This is a genomic window from Micromonospora sp. NBRC 110009 (assembly GCF_030518795.1).
GTDB lineage: Bacteria > Actinomycetota > Actinomycetes > Mycobacteriales > Micromonosporaceae > Micromonospora.
Window position 1 is genome coordinate 4,808,609 of sequence record NZ_CP130427.1, and the last position, 19,005, is coordinate 4,827,613.

The 19,005-nt window shown below is 70.2% G+C and carries 13 protein-coding genes and 2 pseudogenes; 7 read left to right on the forward strand and 8 right to left on the reverse strand.

Annotated elements, in window-relative coordinates; genetic code table 11:
• Nucleotides 1–4: 4 nt before the first annotated feature.
• Complete coding sequence (locus Q2K19_RS22790) at nucleotides 5–1,270, reverse strand: MFS transporter (protein ID WP_302763563.1); 1,266 nt, start codon at nucleotides 1,268–1,270, stop codon at nucleotides 5–7.
• A gap of 240 nt (nucleotides 1,271–1,510) precedes the next feature.
• On the opposite strand from Q2K19_RS22790, the gene Q2K19_RS22795 reads away from it, so the two are divergent.
• A complete protein-coding gene (locus Q2K19_RS22795; RefSeq protein WP_302772713.1) occupies nucleotides 1,511–2,410 on the forward strand; it encodes an oxidoreductase in 900 nt (299 codons plus the stop codon).
• Nucleotides 2,411–2,567: 157 nt separating this feature from the next.
• Here Q2K19_RS22795 and Q2K19_RS22800 read toward each other — a convergent pair whose 3' ends face one another.
• Entirely contained in the window at nucleotides 2,568–3,539 is a 972-nt protein-coding gene (locus Q2K19_RS22800; RefSeq protein ID WP_302763564.1) for a helix-turn-helix transcriptional regulator, read from the reverse strand.
• 32 nt (nucleotides 3,540–3,571) lie between these two features.
• On the opposite strand from Q2K19_RS22800, the gene Q2K19_RS22805 reads away from it, so the two are divergent.
• Nucleotides 3,572–4,588 (forward strand): MDR family NADP-dependent oxidoreductase, encoded by a 1,017-nt coding sequence (locus Q2K19_RS22805; protein WP_302763565.1) that lies wholly within the window; start codon nucleotides 3,572–3,574, stop codon nucleotides 4,586–4,588.
• An 84-nt stretch (nucleotides 4,589–4,672) separates the two neighbouring features.
• Entirely contained in the window at nucleotides 4,673–5,647 is a 975-nt protein-coding gene (locus Q2K19_RS22810) for a winged helix DNA-binding domain-containing protein (RefSeq protein ID WP_302763566.1), read from the forward strand.
• A 64-nt stretch (nucleotides 5,648–5,711) separates the two neighbouring features.
• Here Q2K19_RS22810 and Q2K19_RS22815 read toward each other — a convergent pair.
• Nucleotides 5,712–5,849: pseudogene (locus Q2K19_RS22815) on the reverse strand (RNA polymerase sigma factor); the annotation flags it as partial.
• A 196-nt stretch (nucleotides 5,850–6,045) separates the two neighbouring features.
• A pseudogene (locus Q2K19_RS33395) lies at nucleotides 6,046–6,279 on the reverse strand (YciI family protein); the annotation flags it as partial.
• A 226-nt stretch (nucleotides 6,280–6,505) separates the two neighbouring features.
• On the opposite strand from Q2K19_RS33395, the gene Q2K19_RS22825 reads away from it, so the two are divergent.
• The gene (locus Q2K19_RS22825; protein WP_302763567.1) at nucleotides 6,506–7,819 is read left to right on the forward strand and encodes a M48 family metallopeptidase; all 1,314 of its coding nucleotides are present in this window, start codon (nucleotides 6,506–6,508) and stop codon (nucleotides 7,817–7,819) included.
• Between the two features lie 34 nt (nucleotides 7,820–7,853).
• Here Q2K19_RS22825 and Q2K19_RS22830 read toward each other — a convergent pair whose 3' ends face one another.
• Nucleotides 7,854–8,246: a fumarylacetoacetate hydrolase family protein gene (locus Q2K19_RS22830; protein WP_302772714.1), complete on the reverse strand. Its 393-nt coding sequence runs from the start codon at nucleotides 8,244–8,246 to the stop codon at nucleotides 7,854–7,856.
• Nucleotides 8,247–8,626: 380 nt separating this feature from the next.
• On the opposite strand from Q2K19_RS22830, the gene Q2K19_RS22835 reads away from it, so the two are divergent.
• The 3 genes from Q2K19_RS22835 to Q2K19_RS22845 all read left to right on the forward strand — a co-directional run bounded on the left by Q2K19_RS22835 (nucleotide 8,627) and on the right by Q2K19_RS22845 (nucleotide 15,009).
• Nucleotides 8,627–12,157: a ThuA domain-containing protein gene (locus Q2K19_RS22835; RefSeq protein WP_302763568.1), complete on the forward strand. Its 3,531-nt coding sequence runs from the start codon at nucleotides 8,627–8,629 to the stop codon at nucleotides 12,155–12,157.
• Between the two features lie 122 nt (nucleotides 12,158–12,279).
• Nucleotides 12,280–13,551, forward strand: a complete 1,272-nt coding sequence (locus Q2K19_RS22840; protein ID WP_302763570.1) for a sugar phosphate isomerase/epimerase family protein — start codon at nucleotides 12,280–12,282, stop codon at nucleotides 13,549–13,551.
• Between the two features lie 354 nt (nucleotides 13,552–13,905).
• Complete coding sequence (locus Q2K19_RS22845) at nucleotides 13,906–15,009, forward strand: ROK family protein (protein ID WP_302763571.1); 1,104 nt, start codon at nucleotides 13,906–13,908, stop codon at nucleotides 15,007–15,009.
• 343 nt (nucleotides 15,010–15,352) lie between these two features.
• Here the strand turns inward: Q2K19_RS22845 and Q2K19_RS22850 are convergent, their stop codons facing one another.
• From Q2K19_RS22850 to Q2K19_RS22860, 3 genes are read right to left on the reverse strand one after another with little or no spacing between them, the layout of a single operon-like run.
• Nucleotides 15,353–16,312 carry an ROK family protein gene (locus tag Q2K19_RS22850; RefSeq protein WP_302763572.1) on the reverse strand — a complete coding sequence of 320 codons (960 nt, stop codon included), beginning with the start codon at nucleotides 16,310–16,312 and terminating at the stop codon, nucleotides 15,353–15,355.
• A gap of 4 nt (nucleotides 16,313–16,316) precedes the next feature.
• Complete coding sequence (locus Q2K19_RS22855; protein ID WP_302763574.1) at nucleotides 16,317–17,786, reverse strand: M81 family metallopeptidase; 1,470 nt, start codon at nucleotides 17,784–17,786, stop codon at nucleotides 16,317–16,319.
• 12 nt (nucleotides 17,787–17,798) lie between these two features.
• A complete protein-coding gene (locus Q2K19_RS22860) occupies nucleotides 17,799–18,944 on the reverse strand; it encodes an ROK family transcriptional regulator (protein ID WP_302763575.1) in 1,146 nt (381 codons plus the stop codon).
• Between the last annotated feature and the right edge of the window lie 61 nt (nucleotides 18,945–19,005).

The following is a 19,005-nucleotide window of genomic DNA, read 5'->3' on the forward strand; positions in this document are numbered from 1 at the left end:
GCGATCATGCCTGACCACCGGCGCCAGCCCTGTCGGGATCGAGTGTCATGCCGCCGGCGGGACGCGGTGCGCCGGCGGCTGCCAGGTCCCGGGCGAAGGCGAGGGCCGGCACCGCCATCAGCGCGCAGATCGCCAGCACAGTGACGGTAGCGCCGTCTCGCAGCGTCAGCGCGGCCAGCCCCGCACCCAACGGCGGAGTGGCCTGCATCAGCGTACGCAGCAACGCGAACAACCGCCCATGCGCGTCGGCCGGGGCGGCAGCCATCCGCAGCGTCTGCGCCCACGTGGTCATCGCCGCCGCACAACCACCCAGCCCGACCAGACCAACGACGGCAACCCACGGAGATGCCACCAGCACGCCGAGTACGGCCACCGCAGCCACCAGCGACGCCGACACCACGGAACGCGTCAACGACCCCCGCCAGGACCAGCGCAGCAGAGTCAGCGCGGCGAGCAACTCGCCCCCCGTCACCGCAGCCACCAGGTAGCCGTACCCACCAGCACCGAGCCCGTACTCGACCGCCCGCTCCGGCAACACCACCAGCAGGGCACCCTCGCCGATGTTGAACAACGCGAACATGACCGTGGTATCGCGCAGCACCGGTTCACGGGCCATCAACCGCAGCACCGGCCCGAGCCCGCCGCCACGCCGCGACACCGTGGCCCGCCCGGTGACGGCCCGCGCCGACCTGGCGCCTGTCCGCGTACCGACCAGACACAACGCGAAGATCACGTAGCTCAGCGCGTCGAAGGCCACCACGTACCCGGGCCCGACCGTGGCCACCGCGACACCGGCACCCACCGCGCCGACGAGGCCGGCGATCCCGAAACTGACCGACTCCAGGGCGTTGGCGGCCATCCGCTGCCCTGGCGGCACCAGCTCGGGAATCAGCGCCGGGAACCCGGCCAGGCTGGTCATCTTCAGCAGCCCGTACACCCCAGCGACCAGGTACAGCTGGACAGCGGTCAACCCCCCCCATACCGCGGCCAGCGGCACCGTGCCGAACACTGCCGCCCGCACCAGGCTGTCCGCGACGAGCAGCCACCGGCGGTCGTACCTGTCGAGGGCCCAGCCGGCGACCAGCCCACCGACCGCCACCGGCGCTGTGTAGAGCGCGGCAAGGGTCGCGACACTGCCCTGGGCCAAACCCAACGCGTACGCCACCAACGCGACCCAGCTCGCCGCATCTCCGGCCGCCGACACGGTGGCCCCGATCCACACCCGGCGGAATGCGGCGTTGCTCAGTGGGGACTCGCTCTTGTCGATCACGCATCCATGCTTCAGGCGCGCCGCCGGCCGACGCTGGCGGATATCAGCCAACTCGGTCCAGCCGGCTCAAGACACCAGTAGTAAGAACTCGGCGTGCCTACTGGGAATTCCCGATCCCGCTGTGACATTTCTTCACCACTCCGCATCTTCCCGCCATCGCTGCCACCTGCGCATACTCCAGGACCGCCGCCCTTGAACCACGGAAGGGCGATGGCCAATCGAATGGAGCTGATGGAAACGATGACGTCGCACACGGTCTCCGCGGCAGATGCCGGCACGTGGCTGCTCGGTGACCGCAAGGTCAACAGGATCGGTTTCGGCACCATGCGCCTGACCGGCAGCGGTGCCCTCCACCAGGGCACCCCCAGCGACCGCGGCCAGGCGATCGGCGTGCTGCGTCGCGCGGTCGAGCTCGGCGTGAACCACATCGACACCGCGGCGTTCTACTTCTCCCGGCTGCGCTCGGCCAACGAGCTGATCAACTCGGCGCTGGCGCCGTACCCGGACGATCTCGTCATCGTCACCAAGGTCGGCCCGGCCCGGGACGCCGCCGGCGAGTGGACCACCCCGGCGCGGCCCGACCAACTGCGCGGCCAGGTGGAGGAGAACCTGCGCCAGCTCGGCCGCGACCACCTCGACGTGGTCAACCTGCGTCTCATGGGCCAAGACTCCATCAGCGAGCACTTCGGGGCCCTCGCCGAGCTGCGCGACGCGGGACTCGTCCGGCACCTCGGCATCTCCGGCGCCCGCCCGCAGCACCTTGCCGAAGCCCAGGCGATCGCACCGGTGGTATGCGTCCAGAACCGCTACAGCATCGACACCCCCGGCGAGGACGAGATGCTCCGCGCATGCGCGGAGCGCGGCATCGCGTTCGTGCCCTTCTTCTCCATCGTCGGGGAGGGCCGCATGGCCGGGGCCACCCGGGCCGAGCACGACGAAGTCGCGGCCGTGGCCCGTACGCACGGCGTCTCAGCGGCGCAGGTACGCCTGGCCTGGATCCTGCAGAAGGGCGCCCATGTGCTGGCGATCCCCGGGACGGGCAACCCGGAACACCTCGTCGACAACGTGGCAGCGGGCGCACTCCGACTGACGGAGGAAGACCTCCAGCTCCTCGATGCGATTGCCCCCTCCGCATCCTGAGGTCGCTCTCGTCCGCCGTGCTCGAGGAAGAGCATGGCGGACGCCGGCGGCCGTCGCTGGGAGCGGGATCAGCTCGAACCGGCTGGCCGGTTGGTGGGACGCTGCCGATCCCATGGTCTGCGTCCTGGCGCGGCCCAGCTCGTCGCGGCCGTCCTTCTCAAGATCCTGTCGCCGCTGCTGATCCTTGTGCGGCTCTGAGGAATCGGGTTCCCCAGTCTCGAAGGTGGTCGGTGAATTCCGGGGGGCTTAGCACCTCGAATTCAGCGCCGATGTTGCCCAGTGCTTGGGTGGGCCAGTCCAGGCTGGCGGAGACCATAGTGAGACGGCAGTGTTGGCTGTCGATGGGTTCGATCGTGCCCCATTGCCCGGCCACCCGGCGGACGTGTTCGGCGGATGCGTGGACCACGGCCTGCACGGTGTGTGCTGGGGGGACGCCGGCGGAGGTGCGCACGAACTGGGCGGCGTCGCCGGCGGGAAGGGGGCGGGGACGGAACCTCGTTCCGGCGCTGCGCGGGTTGGTCAGTCGGTCGAGGCGGAAGCTGCGCCAGTCGTGTCGGGTCAGGTCGTAGGCGGCCAGGTACCAGCGGCCGCCGAGCGCGACAAGGCGGTGCGGTTCGACTTCTCGTTCGGTGTCTGGGCCGCCGCGTGCGGCGTAGCGGAATCGCAGCCGTTCCTCGTCCCGGCAGGCTTGGGCGATCACCGTGAGCACTTCGGCGGGCACGACCGGCCCCGCAGCCGTGGGCGAGATGGTCATTGCGCGTAAGGCGTTGACCCGGGCACGGAGACGCGGCGCGAGGACCTGTACCACTTTGGTCAGCGCGCGCACCGCCGCGTCTTCGATCCCGGCGATTCCGCTCTGGGTGGCCTCGCCCATGCCGACCGCCAGCGCGACGCCTTCCTCGTCGTCGAGCAGCAGCGGCGGCAGGACCGCACCGGGCGCCAACTGGTAACCGCCGTCGGTGCCTCGGGAGGCGTGCACCGGGTAGCCGAGTTCCCGCAGCCGGTCGACATCGCGGCGCAGGGTGCGTTCCGAGATCCCCAGGCGGTCGGCCAGATCGGTGCCGGACCAGTGGCGGTGAGTCTGCAGCAACGACAGCAGCCGCAGCGCTCGGGAACTGGTGTTGGCCATGTCGCGATCTTCGCACGGCTTCCGGTCAGAAAGTGACCGGAAGCCGGTCTAGCGTCATTCTCATGATCACTCGTGAGATTCAGCTGACCACCCAGATCGCCGGCGTACCCGGCCGGGAGCATTTCACCGTCGTCGAGACCGAGATCGACGGCGAGGTCGTCGTCCGCACCGACCACCTGGGACTGGCCGCCACGTACCTCGAGCTCATGCGCTCCGACTGCCACCTGCCGATCCCGGCCTGGCAGCCGGGTCAGCGCATCGGCGTCATGGCCATCGGCACGGTGCTGCGATCGGCCAGCCCGGATCTGCGGGAGGGCGACCTGGTCCAGTCGATGAGCGGCTGGAGTACGCATTCCGCCGGGCCGGCCGTCTCGTATGTCAAGCTGGACCGCGACGCGTACCCGGATCCGAGCTACCACCTCGGCCAGGGACCAACCGCGCACTACGGCATGGCAGACGTGGCCAAGGTCGGGCGTGGCGATGTCGTGTTCGTCTCCGGCGCGGCCGGCGGCGTCGGCTCCCTGGCCGCCCAGATCGCCCGCAATCTGGGCGCCTCGAAGGTCATCGGCAGCGCGGGCAGCCAAGCCAAGGCGGATTACCTGGTCCGCGACCTCGGTATCGACGCCGCATTCGACTACCACCAGCATCCGGTCGCAGCACTGAAGGAACTGGCACCCGACGGAATCACGGTCTTCTTCGACACCGTCGGCGGCACGCTCTACGCGGCCGCCCTCGAGGTCGCCAGGCCGGGAGCGCGGTTCGCGTTGTGCGGATCGCTGTCCACCCAACTGGGTGCGGCGGCCCAGCGATTCCCCGAACCCGACCAGGCCGCCGCCGCAGCCAAGGGGATCGAGCTGCTGCCCTTCTCCTGCTACCACACGCCCGACCAGATCGCCGCATGGCACACCCACTTCAGGGCCTGGCTCGACCAGGACAGGTTCGTCTTCCCGCAGACGGTCGTCGAGGCCGGGATCGACGCCGTGCCCGACGCCTTCCTGTCGCTGTTGCGAGGCGGCTACCGCGGCAACGTTTCGGTGCGGCTGGCATGACGCCGCTGTCGCGTCGCGCCCTCAACCGGGCACTGCTGCAGCGCCAATTCCTCCTCGGAACGCACCGACCAGGCGCCACTTGACGTGATCCGGCGTCTGGTCGCCCTGCAGGCACAGGAACCCAACTGGCCCTACCTCGGGCTGTGGAGCCGGATCCACGGGTTCACCCACGCCGACCTGACCACCCTGCTGGCCGACGGGCAGGCCGTGCGCTCGAGCCTCCTGCGCAGCACCCAGCACATAGCCGCAGCCGACGATTTCCGTCGGCTGCGGCCTCTGCTGCAGCCCGTCCTCGACCACACCGCGAACTCGCCGTACTTCCGGCGCAACAGCGGCCGGCTGCCTACCGAGGCGCTGTTGGCCGACGGACGCGCGCTGCTGGACGCCGGACCGCTCGCCCGTAAGGAACTCGCCCAACGCCTCGCCGCCCGCCACCCGGGCCGCGACGGCCGGATCCTCGCCGGCGAATTCGAACTACGCACCCCGCTCATCCACGATCCCACCACCGCGTCCTGGGGCAGCTGGGGCAACCGAGCTTCCATCACCGTCACCGTCCTTGCGGCCGTCACCATCGAACCCACGGCGATCCACGACCTGATCCGCCGCTACCTCGCCGCCTTCGGACCCGCCACGGTGGCCGACGTCCAGGCATGGAGCGGGCTAACCCGGCTCAACCAAGTCGTCGCGACCATGGGCATCGAACTACGCCACTACATCGGACCCGACGGCCAGACCCTGCTTGACCTGCCCGACGCGCACCTACCCGACCCGCACGTCCCAGCGCCCGTGCGACTGCTGCCCGCGTACGACAACGCCCTGCTGGGCCACGCCGACCGCACCCGCATCATCAGCGACGAAGACCGCAAACAGGTCATGCCCGGCCGGGCCCTGGTACACCCCACCATCCTCATCGACGGCTTCGTCCCTGGAACCTGGTCCTTCACCGGAGACGACATACGACTCGCCCCATTTCGGCCTCTGGCAACCGTCGAACAGCAAGCCGTCAACGACGAAGCGAACCGGATGCTGCCCTTCCTCAAGCACCGACGAGCGTCATAGCCCGCGCCCGATCAGGAGCAAAGTAGCCGTGAAGGTGCTGGAACGGGCTGGCTCCACGTGTCGGTCAGCGGGCGAGCTGGTCGCGGCGGCGAGTGAGGTAGGCCCGCTCCGCGGGGTTGCCGGCGAGACCGATGGCCCGGTCGTACGCCGCCCGCGACTCGCCGCCGCGCCCGAGTCGCCGCAGCAGGTCGGCGTGCGCGGCCTGGGCTCGGCCCGACCGTAGACGGACAGCAGGTACCTGGGCACCGCGCCCACTTCTCCCCAGAGCCGTTACGCCGGGTCTGCCCGGGACCTCGGAACCGGTGCACTTCCTGCGGCCAGTCGAGCGCGGTCGCGAGCCTGCCGGCCCAGTATCGCGCCGCCGCGTCGTCGGGCACGTCCACGACGGCGAAGCCGCCGAGGTGCTCCTTGGTCTCGACGTACGGGCCGTCGGTGACGAGGGGCTTGCCGTCAACCGGCTCGACACTGCACACCGCGGTGGACCGGTCGAGCCCCCCGTTGGTGAAGATCAGGACATCGTCGGCCTGCATCTCCTCGATCAACGCCCGGGCGGCCATGCCCTTTTCCCGCAACTCCTCCGCCGTGCGGTCGGGCACCCACTCATCGTTGAAGGTGATCAGGTACTCCGTCATGGTCGTCTCCTCTCAGTCCCGGACGAGGGCCTTTCCCGACTCCTCGTGTCCCGCGGCCCAGCCGGCCGCCGCACACTGGTTCCACGAACGGCTACGGCTTGATACGACACCATCCCGGAACTTGGCCTGCGCTGTTTGGGCATTCGTGGGACCGCCCTCTGAAGGTGCTCGGCGGCGCCCGATCCCGAGCATGCACTCCTGTCATCGCGATCTACACTCCGGCCTTGTGCCGACGAAGACGACGACGCCGAGCAAGTGTCCGATGTGTGCCCAGGACCTGGTCCTGGTGGATGCGGGGGCGCTCTTCTGGTGTCCTACCTGCCGGTGGAACTTGGACGTGTACGACCCTGCCCTGGCTCCGTGGCGCGGCACCAGGATCATCGGCCGGTGGGGGTTCCGGCGAGGGCTGGAGCTCGACCGGGCGGCGCATGAGGAGTTGCTGGCTGACCCGGATGTGGCCCCGGCGGGTACGTCGTCGGGTGAGGTCTGGCTGCTGGCGGTCTCCGTGGTGCTGGCCCTGCTGGGGATGGCCGCTGTGGGCTACCTCGGCTGGCTCGTCGTGGCCAGCGACCTGCCGCCGGGGGTCCGGCTGGCCCTGGCGATCCCCGCTGTGCTCGTCCTGCTGCTGGTCAAGCCCTCGTTCGGGCGGGTGCCCAAGTATGGCGTGATCAGCGAGCGCGAGGCCCCGCAGTTGCACCGTCTGGTGCGGGAGGTCGCCGATGCCGCGGGAACACCGGTTCCCGACGTCATCTGTGCAGACCTGAGTCTCAACGCCGGTGTCGCCCGGCTGGGCTGGCGTCAGCGGTCGGTGCTCGTCATCGGGATCCCCCTGTGGGTGATGCTGCCGCGGCCGGCCCGGGTTTCGCTCCTGGCCCACGAACTTGGCCACCTCGCCAACGGCGATCCGCTTCGAGTACGGAGGACCCTGCCGGCGCGGACGTTCGGCACCCGGGCAGTAGCGGCCACCGGTGGGCGGAACCCCTGGCGGCGGGCTGTCCGCGCGGCGAACTCGCTGGCCGAGCAACGAAGTGGGACGGTCGTCCTCCTCGGGATGGTCGTCCATGGAGTCCTCGCTCTGGCCAATGTCGCCGGCGCGACCGCACAGCTGCTCGTCGACAGCGTCGCGATGCCCGACAGCCGCCGCGCCGAGTACCGGGCCGATCTGATCGCCCGCCGGATCGCCGGCACCGGGCCCTTCCTCCGGTCCTCCGAGACGGTCCTGCTCGCTGGCCGGATCTGGCAGGACTTGTGGCATCTGGCGCCCCGCATCGACGGCGAGCAGCTCGAGCCGATGGCGGCCGAAGCCCGGCAACGCTTGGCTGCCCACCTACCGCTGGCCCGTCAGCTCAGCCGGCGAACCACCGACCTGTGGAGCACCCACCCGAGCGAAGACCAGCGAATGCGGCTGATCGAGGCCCTGCCTGGCGTCGACGGAGCCCTCTGCGTCGACGACAACCGTTGGGCCGAGATCGACATCGAACTCGCGCCTTGGCGCCGCGCCGCACACAACGCCCTCCTGGGAACCCGGGACCGTTTCTGAAGAGCCTGCGCCACCAGACGAGGAAATCCTCGGGTCAGGGGGCCGCTTCCACCACCTGGCGCTGGCTGCCGAGGTGCTCGATGCCCAGTTCCATCACGTCCCCAGGGCGCAGCCAGATCAGGGGATTGAAGCCCATGCCGACGCCGGGAGGGGTGCCGGTGTTGATCAGGTCGCCGGGCTCGAGAACCATGAACTGGCTCAGGTAGTGAACCAGGTAGGTGACGCCGAACAGCATCGTGGAGGTGGAGCCCGACTGGCGGCGGACCCCGTTGACGTCGAGCCACATGTCCAGCTTGTTGACGTCGTCGATCTCGTCCGGGGTGACGAGGCACGGGCCGCAGGGGTTGAACGTTTCCGCCGACTTCCCCTTGACCCACTGGCCGCCGCGCTCCATCTGGAAGGCGCGCTCGCTCACGTCGTTGACCAGTGAGCCTCCGCCAGCAAGATCGTGACGACCGTCGACAGTCGATGAACTTTTGACTCATGCAGCAAAAGTCAAGCTGCCGCCGAAGGAAACTTTCGTCCAACGGACTCTTTCTTTGGTGAAGGGCCAGATATAGAGTCACGCCGAACAAGCCAAAGAGTTCCTCGACCCGCCGAGCGGGATCCCCGGCGAGCACTGAGGCGCGGCTCGGAGCACGAGTCGCAACGACGCGACACGATCCCCCGTGCGGCGTACCTGCGGCCGTACCGGCGCACCGCGCCGACCACCTCACCGATCCCATCACACGGTTCTCGACCACACCGTTCCCGGACCGTCTCTTCGCGACGATCCGTTAGTCGGTCATGCCTTTGTGAGGAGGTTCCATGCGCAATGCCCTCGGCCGTCGCGTCACCGCGTTCGCCGGCCTGCTAGCGCTCACCGCCACCACGCTCGTGGGTCCCACGTCCGCAGCCGCTCCGGCGGTAGCGGCGCCTGCCCCGGCTAGCGACGGCGTCCAGTACCGGGTCCTGGTCTTCACGAAGTCCACGGACGGCGACCAGGCGGCGACCACCGCCGGCGTCGAAGCAATTAAGGAACTGGGCGAGCAGCTCCGGTTCAGCGTCCAGGCGACCAGCGATGCCCGCAAGTTCGATCCCGCGTACCTGAAGAAGTTCCGCGCGGTCGTCTTCCTCAACACCTCCGGCGATGTGCTGAACGCGGCCCAGCAGGCCGCGTTCGAGGCGTACTACAAGGCGGGCGGTGGTTTCGTCGGCATCGGCTCGGCGATCGAGGCCCAGCCCGGCTGGCAGTTCCTGTCCGACGTGCTCGGTACCCGCGCCACCGGCCGGACCGACGTCCAGCCCGGCACCATCAAGGTCGCCGACCGCGTTCACGACGCTTCGAAGAACCTGCCGGAGTACTGGACCCGCAGCGACGCCTGGTACAACTTCCAATCCAACGTCCGCGGCAAGAGCCACGTCCTCGCCACGGTCGTCGAGGACACCTTCGCGCAGCAGCCGTGGGGTGGCACGGTCACCGGCATCACCGGTGGCACCATGGGTGCCGACCACCCGGTCACCTGGTGCAAGGACTGGCAGGGCGGTCGCTCGTTCTACACCGCGCTCGGCAACACCGCCGCCGGCTTCGGCGAGACCAACCTGCGGTCCCACCTGGGCGGCGCGATCAAGTGGGCCGCGGGGCGGGCCGACCCGGTCTACTCCGACTGCGGCGCGACCGTGCTCGCCAACTACCAGCAGACCGCCGTCGCGCTCCCGCCGAACACCAACGAGCCGATCGGCTTCGACGTCCTGCCCGACAGCCGGGTTATCCAGACCGACCGCCGCGGCGGCGTCCGGCTGCACGACCCCAAGTCCAACACCACCACCGTGCTGGCCCAGATCCCGGTCTACACGGCCAGCGAGGACGGCCTGTACGGGCCGGGCATCGACAGCAACTTCGCGACCAACCACTGGGTCTACCTCTACTACGCGCCACCGACCGTCAAGGACGTGAAGCTGTCCACCGGTGCGATCGTCACGCAGACGACGCCGGCGGCGAACGCCCCGAACACGGGCGACTCGCCGGCTGTGTGGGACCCCTGGGTCGGTTACTTCCAGCTCTCCCGCTTCAAGTTCGTGGACGCGACGGCGGACACTCCGGCCCACCTCGACACGGCGTCCGAGCAGGAGATCATGCGAGTCCCGGTCAACCGCGGCGCCTGCTGCCACGTGGCCGGCGACATCGACTTCGACAAGCACGGCAACCTCTGGCTGGTGACCGGCGACGACACGCCGGCCGGCGGCGGCAACTCCGGTGGCTTCGCCCCGTTCAACGACCAGCTCACCGCGACCGGGCAGTACAACGCCCCGTTCGTGGACGCCCGGCGCTCCGCACAGAACACCAACGACCTGCGCGGCAAGGTCCTGCGGATCACGGTCAAGGGTGACAACATCGCCTCCGGCGAGGCCAACCACTTCGGCGGGGCGTACACGGTGCCGGCGGGCAACCTGTTCCCGGTCGGGGCGGAGAAGACCCGCCCGGAGATCTACGCGATGGGCTTCCGGAACCCGTTCCGGATCCAGGTGGACGAGAACGACGTCGCCTACATCACCGACTACTCACCCGACTCGCAGACGCCGCAGAACTTCCGGGGCCCGGCGGGCACCGGCCGGGTGGAGATTGTCCGCAAGCCGGCGAACTACGGGTGGCCGCTGTGCTACAAGACCGACCTGCCCTACTACCGGTGGGACTTCAACACCTCCACCCCACTCGACAACCCGGCTCAGACGTTCGAGTGTGACAACCCGACCCGTGGACCGCAGAACAACTCGCGCTGGAACCTGAACGGCGGGCCCACCGTCGAGCCGGGCCTGGAATACGGCCCGCCGATCACCAACCCGGACATCTGGTACTCGTACACGCCGGAGAACCGGGCGACCAACCCGATCGGTACGCCGTGCCTGGCGTACTACAACGGCTCGGGCGCCACGACCTGCCCGCGGCTGTTCCCGGAGCTGGGCACCGGCGGCGTGGGCCCGCAGGGCTCGGCGAAGTACCACTTCGACCCGAACAACGATGACCCGACGAAGCTGCCGCCGTACTACGACAACGCGGTCTTCGTCGGCGAGTTCACCCGGGACACGCTGCGCGAGGTACGGCTCGACTCACAGAACCGCATCTTCAAGATCAACAACCTGCTGGACTGCGGCGGCCTCAACGCGCGGCGGGTGCCGGATACCAGCAACCCGTTCGAGTGCGACAACCCGATGGACATGCAGTTCGACGGGAAGGGACACTTCTACCTCCTCGGCTACGGCGACGGCTTCTTCAACATCAACAACGACGCCGGCCTGTACCGGTGGGACTACGTCAAGGGCCAGCGCGCGCCGATCCCGGTGCTCGCCGCGTCCCCGACCAACGGGTCCGCGCCGCTGACCGTCCAGTTCTCCAGCGCCGGCTCGCGCGACCCCGACCCGAGTGACTCGATCCGGTTCGAGTGGGACTTCAACGGCGACGGCGTCGTCGACTCCACCGACCCGGACCCGCAGTTCACCTACACCACGTCCGGCCAGTACACGGCGCGGCTGACCGTGCTGGACTCCAGCGGAAAGACGGCGTCCGCCAACACCACCATCACGGTGGGCAACACCGCCCCCAAGGTCACCATCAACACCCCGGTCGAGGGCGGCCTGTTCGCCTTCGGCGACAGCATCCCGTTCTCGGTGACGGTCACCGATCCGGAGGACGGCACGATCGACTGCAGCCGCGTCGCGGTGACGTTCGTGCTCGGCCACGACACCCACGGGCACGCCGAGCAGACCGTCAACGGCTGCACGGGGGTCCTGCCGACCGACGCCAACGACGTGTCACACGGCGGCAACGTCTTCGGCGTCATCAGCGCCTCCTACACGGACCTGGGCGGTCCGGGCGGGGTGCCGGCGCTGACCACGGTGAGCCAGACCAACGTCCGCCAGAAGCGGCAGGAGGTCGAGTTCGCCGTCGAGGAGTCCGGGACGAACGTCGCCACGACGAACGATCCGGCGGGCGGCAGCCAGCACCGCGGCAGCCTTGGCAGCGGCGACTGGATCGCGCTCAACGGCCCGTTCAATCTGCAGAACATCAACTCGCTCACGTTCCGGGTGGCGAGCACGTCGACGCTGGTGCCGGCGGGCAGCCCGATGGCGGCCGTCGAGGTCCACCTCGACGCGGTGAGCGGGCCGATCCTCACCACGGCGGCGCTCACCTCGACCGGTGACACGGCGACCTGGCAGAGCCAGACCTTCCCGATCGTGGATCCGGGTGGCCTGCACAAGGTCTACCTCGTGTTCCGGTCGGTGTCCGGCGGTCAGACCGGCGGCAACCTGTTCAACCTCAACTGGGCCGAGTTCGGCGGACAGGGAGTGAGCGGCTCCTAGTGCCACCGCGCACGGGTGCGCCGCGCCGCCACGCGGCGCACCCGCCGCCCCCGCTTCGATCGATCCTTTTCGAGAGAGGGACCACAATGGCCTTTGACAGCAGAATCAGCAGGCGACGGCTCATGGCCGGCGCAGGTGCGGCCGCGGCCGCCGTGTTCAGCCCGCTCGGCCCGGCATCGGTGTTCTCACCCAGCGCGGCGAGTGCCGGAAACGGGCGGCTCATCCCGGACGGCAAGCTGGGCACCATCACCTACACCCAGCGGGACGTGCCCACCCGGGTCGGCATCGCGGCGAGTGCGGCGCTCGGCGTCTCACCGACGATGGGCTACCTGGGCGGACCGGAGTTCCCCGAGAACCCCGCCGACCTCGGCCCGCTGGTGCCGCTGCCCGGCGGCTGGCTGGAGCTGTTCGCGTTCCTGGCCGGCTGCGGTTTCAAGCAGATCGAGTTCGCCGGCTACGGGCAGAACGCCGCGAACCCCGGCGGCGCCGCACCCAACCCCGCGCCGGGCGGAGTGACCACGGCCGAGTCGCGGGCGGCGTACCTGGCGTACGCGCGCACGCTGCGCGGCTTCCTCGACGCATACGGGCTGCAGGCGATCGGCAACCACGGGTTCGTCCCGAACACGTGGTACGGCCCGAACAGCCCCGGCGGCACCATGTCGACGCAGGACTACGACCGGCTGCAGACCGAGTTGGAGTTCGCGGCGATCCTCGGCATGCCCTACATGGGCACCGGAAGTGACCCGACGAGCGCCAACAACCGCAACATCGAGCCGTGGACGGTCGCGGGGGAGAAGTGGGAGGCCTTGAACCGGATCAGCCTCCAGTGGGGCATCCACATGTACACCCACAACCACTCGCCGGCGTACAACTTCCTCCAGGACGGTCCGCTGGTCACCGTCACCGAGGACCGGGTCACGGGCGCGCCGATTGCGCCGACCGTGGTACGCGCCGAGTCCGGCAAGCGGCTCATGCAGCACTACCTCGATGTCACGAGCCCCGACCTGGTCGTCGTCGAGATGGACGTCTACTGGTCCCACGTCGCGCAGCACCAGTGGCGGTGGCGCTACGACGAAAACGGCAAGCGGGTGGAGGACATCTTCGACCCGACCGCCCAGGTGGCGAAGCAGACGACGCGCTACGCGCTGTTCCACGCCAAGGACGGCGACGCCACTTCGCAGCCCGACGGGGTGGGCGACGGCTACACCATGATCCCCTTCGGCGACCCGCGGAGCGACATCGACTACCAGGGGTTCTACAAGAACATCGGCGCCAAGGGCTACCACAACTCCAACTACGAGCAGGACAACGCCCCGGGCGGCAACGCTGACCCCGGCCAGTCGCTCCGGTTCTCGAAGATCAGCGCCGCCAACATGGGCGCCATTCGGGGCTGAGCCGGCGGCTCAGGGCCCCGCTCGCGCCGCCCGGCGCGAGCGGGGCAACCTGAATGTCCCGGCCCTTTCCCCGTCAGGAATGCCCCGCGAACGGCGTTCGGAGCCACGGGCTCGGATCGGGGTAACTCCGTGGGACCTCATGGGCCGGGCGGAGCCTTCGGAACGGCGAGGACGGCGGCCATGCCGGAAGCCGCCCTGCCCGCGTGACGGTCATCAGCAGGCACGGGGCGAGCCGGGACGCACCGTTGCCAACCTACGGGGGGCGGAGACTTGGTGCGAGTTAACGCTGGATCGCGGCTTCAGGACAGAGTGCTCACGCGCTTGCGTGACGCTGGCCCTCAGTCTCAGCTGGAATTGGCCGAGCACTTCGACGTGTCACGCTCGGCGATCGCTGCTGAGGTTGGTCGCCTCATCGGGCTCCGCCTCGTCGAGGAGGTCGAGCCGGTTGCGTCGCGCGGGGGCCGTCGGCCGGCCATCATCGATCTTGCGGGCGGCGTCCGGTTCGTCGGCATCGCGATCGGTGCGACCTCCGTCTCCGCCGCCGTAACCGACGGCTGTCTGCAGGTGCTCGCCTTCGAGCGCCTGCAGTGCGACGTGCGTCAGGGCCCGGAACCCGTGCTCGAACTCGCGACCGAACTGAGCCGTAAGCTGCTCCGGCAGTTGGGTGTGCAGCAGCCCCTGGGCGTCGGCGTCGGCGTGCCCGGCCCGGTGGACTTCTCCCGCGGAATTCTGGTGTCGCCACCGATCATGCCCGGGTGGGGCGGTTACCCGGTCCGTGACTTCCTGGCCCAGGAGTTCGGCTGCCCGGCCGTGATGGACAACGACGTCAATGTCATGGCCCTGGGCGAACAGCACGCCGGTGTGGCCGGCAAGGCCGAGAACCTCCTGTTCGTCAAGATCGGTACTGGCATCGGCTGTGGCATCGTGGCGAACGGAGACCTGTATCGCGGCATGAATGGCTGCGCCGGGGACATGGGCCACGTTCCGATCGCGGACTCTGAGGCCCACTGCGGATGCGGCAACACGGGCTGCCTGGAAGCGTCCTTCAGCGGCGCCGCACTGAGCCGCGACGCACTTGCCGCAGCCCGATCGGGCAGCTCACCCTTGCTATGGGAACTTCTCGACCGCCACGGAACGCTGACGGCTGTGGAGGTGGGTCGAGCGGCCCGCGCTGGGGACGCCGCGTCGGTGAAGCTGGTACGCGACGGAGGACGACGCGTGGGTCAGGTCCTGGCGGGCGTGGTGTCATTCTTCAACCCGGAGCTCATCGTGCTTGGCGGCGGACTCACGTTGCTGAGCCACGTCCTGCTCGCCGAGATCCGCGCCGTGATCTACCGCCGCTCGCTGCCCCTCGCCACGAGAAGCCTGCCCATCATGGTGAGCCAGGTGGGCCAGCAAGGCGGAGTCATAGGCGCAGCCAGACTCGTCAGTGAAGAGGTCTACCGCTTCTCCCGCTGACGGGCTTGCCAGTGAGGCTCGCAAGGAGACTGACCCGGCCACCTACCGCCTTGCACGCGGAGCGCTGGTGAGGTCTCCGTGGGAGCGGCGCCGCCCGGGTTGGACCATGCCGTCCCAAAGGCGGCCCGACCGTCGGACGTCTGTGGGCGCGTTCGCCTGCGGTCCCCGGGCCAGCTTCGTGGTGGAGAACGGCCGGCCGGGCGTCCAGGTGGACGTCGCCTGACCGGCTCCGGCCCCGGCCTGACGCCCGGTCCTCAGCCCAGGGCGGTCAGGCGGGCTTCCGACCCGCCTGGCCGCCAGGTCGAGCAACGCGTGCGCGCGGCCAAGCAGCAAATCGTCGACCTCAGCGGTCGCGCGACTCCGGTGCGCCCCAGCCGTCAGCAACGGGCAGGCCGGCCCGCCGACGGGCCATGATGGCGGCGCCGACCTGCGCGGCCTGGGCACCGAAGGCGGAGCGCAGCACCGGGGGCGGGGTCCGCCAGGCGAGGGCCGCGCGTAGAGCGTCGCGTACCGGGTCGAAGAAGAGCGCGCCCGCGTCGGCGAGCCCACCGCCGAGAACGATGCGGGCCGGGTCGAGAGTCAGGGTGAGGGTGGCCAGGGCGGTCCCCAGCGCCTGGGTGGCGTCGTTCCAGACGGCGCCGGCGACCGGATCGGTGGCTACCGCGTCGGCGATGGCTCGGCTGTCCATCCCCGGGGTTCCGCCGAGTCGGGCATAGCGGCGGGCCAGCCCGCCGGCGGAGGCGTACACCTCCAGGCATCCCCGCTGCCCGCAACTGCACGGCTCCCCGCCGGGGTAGACCGGCATGTGGCCGACCTCGCCGGCCGAGCCGGTCGCGCCCGGCACCGGCGCGCCGTGCACCACCACCGCCGCCGCGATGCCGGTGCCCAGCGGTAGCAGCAGGAAGTTGTCCAGCCCATTGGCCGCTCCGGCCACCGCCTCGGCCACGCCGGCCGCCCGCGCGTCGTGCCCGACCGCCACCGGTAGTCCGAGGTCATCCCAGACGAGAGCGCGCAGCGGCACGTCGCGGAACCGGAGGTTCGCGGCGTACCGCACCACCCCGGCAGTCTCGTCGACGAGGCCCGGCGTGACCACGCCGATGGCGGCGGGTGTGGTGCCGAGGGCGAGCGCGTCGTCGCGCAACTGGAGGCACAGGGACCGCACCTCCTTGACCGGGTCGTCGTCCGCCCGCGACGGCACGGTCAGCGAATGCCGGAACGTCCCGTCCTCGCCGACCACGGCCCCCTTGATGGTGGTCCCCCCGACGTCGACGGCGAGGACGCACCGGTCTTCGGGCTGCGTCACGCGATCACCCGGTCACCACGGCGAGGTCCGCGGTGAAGTCGCGGTCCAGGGGAAACACCGGCCGTGCCACCTTCTGGTACGGCAGCCGCGCGAGGTCCTGGTCGACGCCGCCCGGTGTGAGCGCGAGCAGCCAGTCGCCGGCCGCGTCGAACAGTTCGGGTTCGAGATAGCCGATCTTCACCACGACGAGATCCACCTCGTCGACCTTGACGCCCAGCCGGGCATAGGAGTCCAGCAGGCGGTACTGCATCCGTCGGGAGGTGACGAAGACGCTCAGCCCACCGACCCGGACGCTGACGCACCGCCCGCCGTCGGGATCGTCGGCGACCGCCTCCAGGATCCCGTCGAGCGGCAGCGGCCCCGGGTCCCGGGAGTCGATCCGACCGCCGACGGTCACCCGGACCGGCGAGCCGAGCGGCTGGTCGGCGATCTGCGCGACGGCCTGCGGGTCGACCAGCGAGGCGAACACGGCACGGCGTGAGCCGTCGCGGATCTCGGGGCGGGTCAGCATCCGTTCGAGGGCGAAGGTGACGTCGTCGGCGCCGCCGGCGCCTGGGTTGTCGCCGGAGTCGCTGACGAAGAAGGGTCGCCGGGCCGGATCGGCGACCGCGGCCAGGGCGGTGTCGAGGCACTCGTCCATCGAGCCGGTGGGGGCGACGAAGGCGAACTCGTCGCGGGCCGCCCAGAAGTGGCCGCCGAGCTCGCGGGCCGCAGCGGCGGTGGTGGCGGCGTCGGTGCCGGTGACCACGACCGCGCCCCGGCAGCGCGGCTGGTCGGCCCAGGCGAACCCGATCCAGATCGCCGCGTCGACGATGCCGTCCCGGGCCTCGACCTCGGGGATCCGCGCGTAGAGTCCCCGAGCCGGCTCCTCGCGGGTGCTGGTCATCTCGCCCGGTAGCAGGATCGGCACGTGGACTAGAGCCTTGTGCGGGCGCTCCTGCCGGTGCAGCGCCTCGATCAGGTTCCGGGCGGCGCGCTCACGGGTCTCCCAGACGTCGACGTGCGGGGCGGTTCGGTAGCAGGTGAGCAGGTCGCAGGCGTCGAAGAGCACCTGCGAGACGTTGCCGTGCAGATCCATCGCCGCGGAGATGAACGGCTCCGTCCCGATCACCGACCGGACGGCGGTGACCAGGTCGCCCTCCGCGTCGTCCCGTCCGACGACGCTCATCGCCCCGTGGATGTCCAGCAGCATGCCGTCCAGCGGGCCGGTGGCGGCGAGCTTCTCCACCATCTCCGTGGCCCACGCCTCGTACGTCGCCGCGTCCACCGCCCCACCGGGCAGGGCGCGGGCGTGCACGAGCGGGATCCACTCGACGTCGACCGCCCAGGGCTGGGCGGGGGAGAGCCAGTCGTATCGCGCCAGCAGCGCATCGCCCCGGGTGACCTCGAAGTCGTCGGCGGTGCTCAGGTGGGGCGAGAACGTGCTGGATTCGATGTGGATGCCGCCGATGGCGACGCGGAGGGGACGGGGCACGGGTGTTGCTCCTCAGGAGAGTCGTACGTCGGCCGTCGTGCGCAGCAGGTGCCCGAGGCCGACCAGGGCGGCATCCGGGCCCGCGACGCTGGCTTCGATGGTCAGGGACTGGGTCATGGACGGCAGGCAGCGCTCGTAGAGCATCCCCCGGGTCGCGGCCACGTAGACGTCCAGGCTGGACAGCGCCCCGCCGATGACGACGGCGTCGGGGTTGAGGAAGTTGACCAGGCCGGAGAGGGCCACCCCGAGCAGCCGGCCGGCGTGGCGGACCATGGTCACCACGGCCGGGTCGGCGTCGCTGACCGCCGCCATGATCTCCCGGACGGTGGTCGCCGAGGAACCTCGCTCGACCAACTGGCGGGCCAGTGCGGCACCGCTGGCAACGGTTTCCAGGCAGCCGCTGCTGCCACAGGAACAGCTCTGCTCGCCGCTGTCCTCCACGCGTACGTGGGTCACATCGCCGCTGAGGCCGCGCCCGCCGCGGTAGATCTGTCCGTCGCTGACCAGGCAGGCGCCGATGCCGGTGCCGGCCTTGACGTAGATCATGTCGCCGGATTCCTGGTCGCGGGTGACGTACTCGCCGATCGCCGCCGCCTTGGCGTCGTTCTCGACGGCCACCGGCACCTGAAAGCGTTCGGCGAGGTGCGCCTTCGCGTCGACGCCGCTCCACCCCGGCATCCGGGCCGGGCCGATCACCCGCCCACGGGGGAACTCGACCGGGCCCGGCAGGGCGACGCCCACCCCGAGCAGCGGCTGGCCGGGCGCCGCCGCTGCCTGGAGCCGCGCGAAGGTCGCCGCGACGACGTCGAGCACCTCTTCGGGGCCGGCGGCGATGTCGATCGCCACCTCCTCGGTGGTGCGCAGCCCGCCGCCGGGGGCGCACAACCCCACCCGGGCGTGCTTGCCGCCGAATTCGGCGACGGCGAGGACGCCCTTGGTCTCCCGCAGGCGCAGGATCCGGGGCCGCCGTCCGCCGGTGGACCGACCCACCCCCTCCTCCAGGATCACGCCCTCCTCGAGCAGCCGGCGGACCACGGTGGTGACGGTCGAGGGGGCGACCTGCAACGCCTCGATGAGGTCGGCGCGCGAGGTGGCCGTGCCGCTGGCCAGCAGGTCGAGTGTCTGGTCGCGCAGGGTGGCGGAGATCGGTGGTTCCAAGATGTCTCTCCTTGTTCGGGCGGTCCTCCGGCGCCCCAAAGTGTCGCAGTGCCAAAGCCCG

Coding starts and splice junctions, on each gene's coding strand:
- Q2K19_RS22840 (WP_302763570.1), top strand. CDS start 12,280: ATGGCCGGCGCAGGTGCGGCCGCGGCCGCCGTGTTCAGCCCGCTCGGC.
- Q2K19_RS22795 (WP_302772713.1), top strand. CDS start 1,511: ATGACGTCGCACACGGTCTCCGCGGCAGATGCCGGCACGTGGCTGCTC.
- Q2K19_RS22835 (WP_302763568.1), top strand. CDS start 8,627: ATGCGCAATGCCCTCGGCCGTCGCGTCACCGCGTTCGCCGGCCTGCTA.
- Q2K19_RS22800 (WP_302763564.1), bottom strand. CDS start 3,539: ATGGCCAACACCAGTTCCCGAGCGCTGCGGCTGCTGTCGTTGCTGCAG.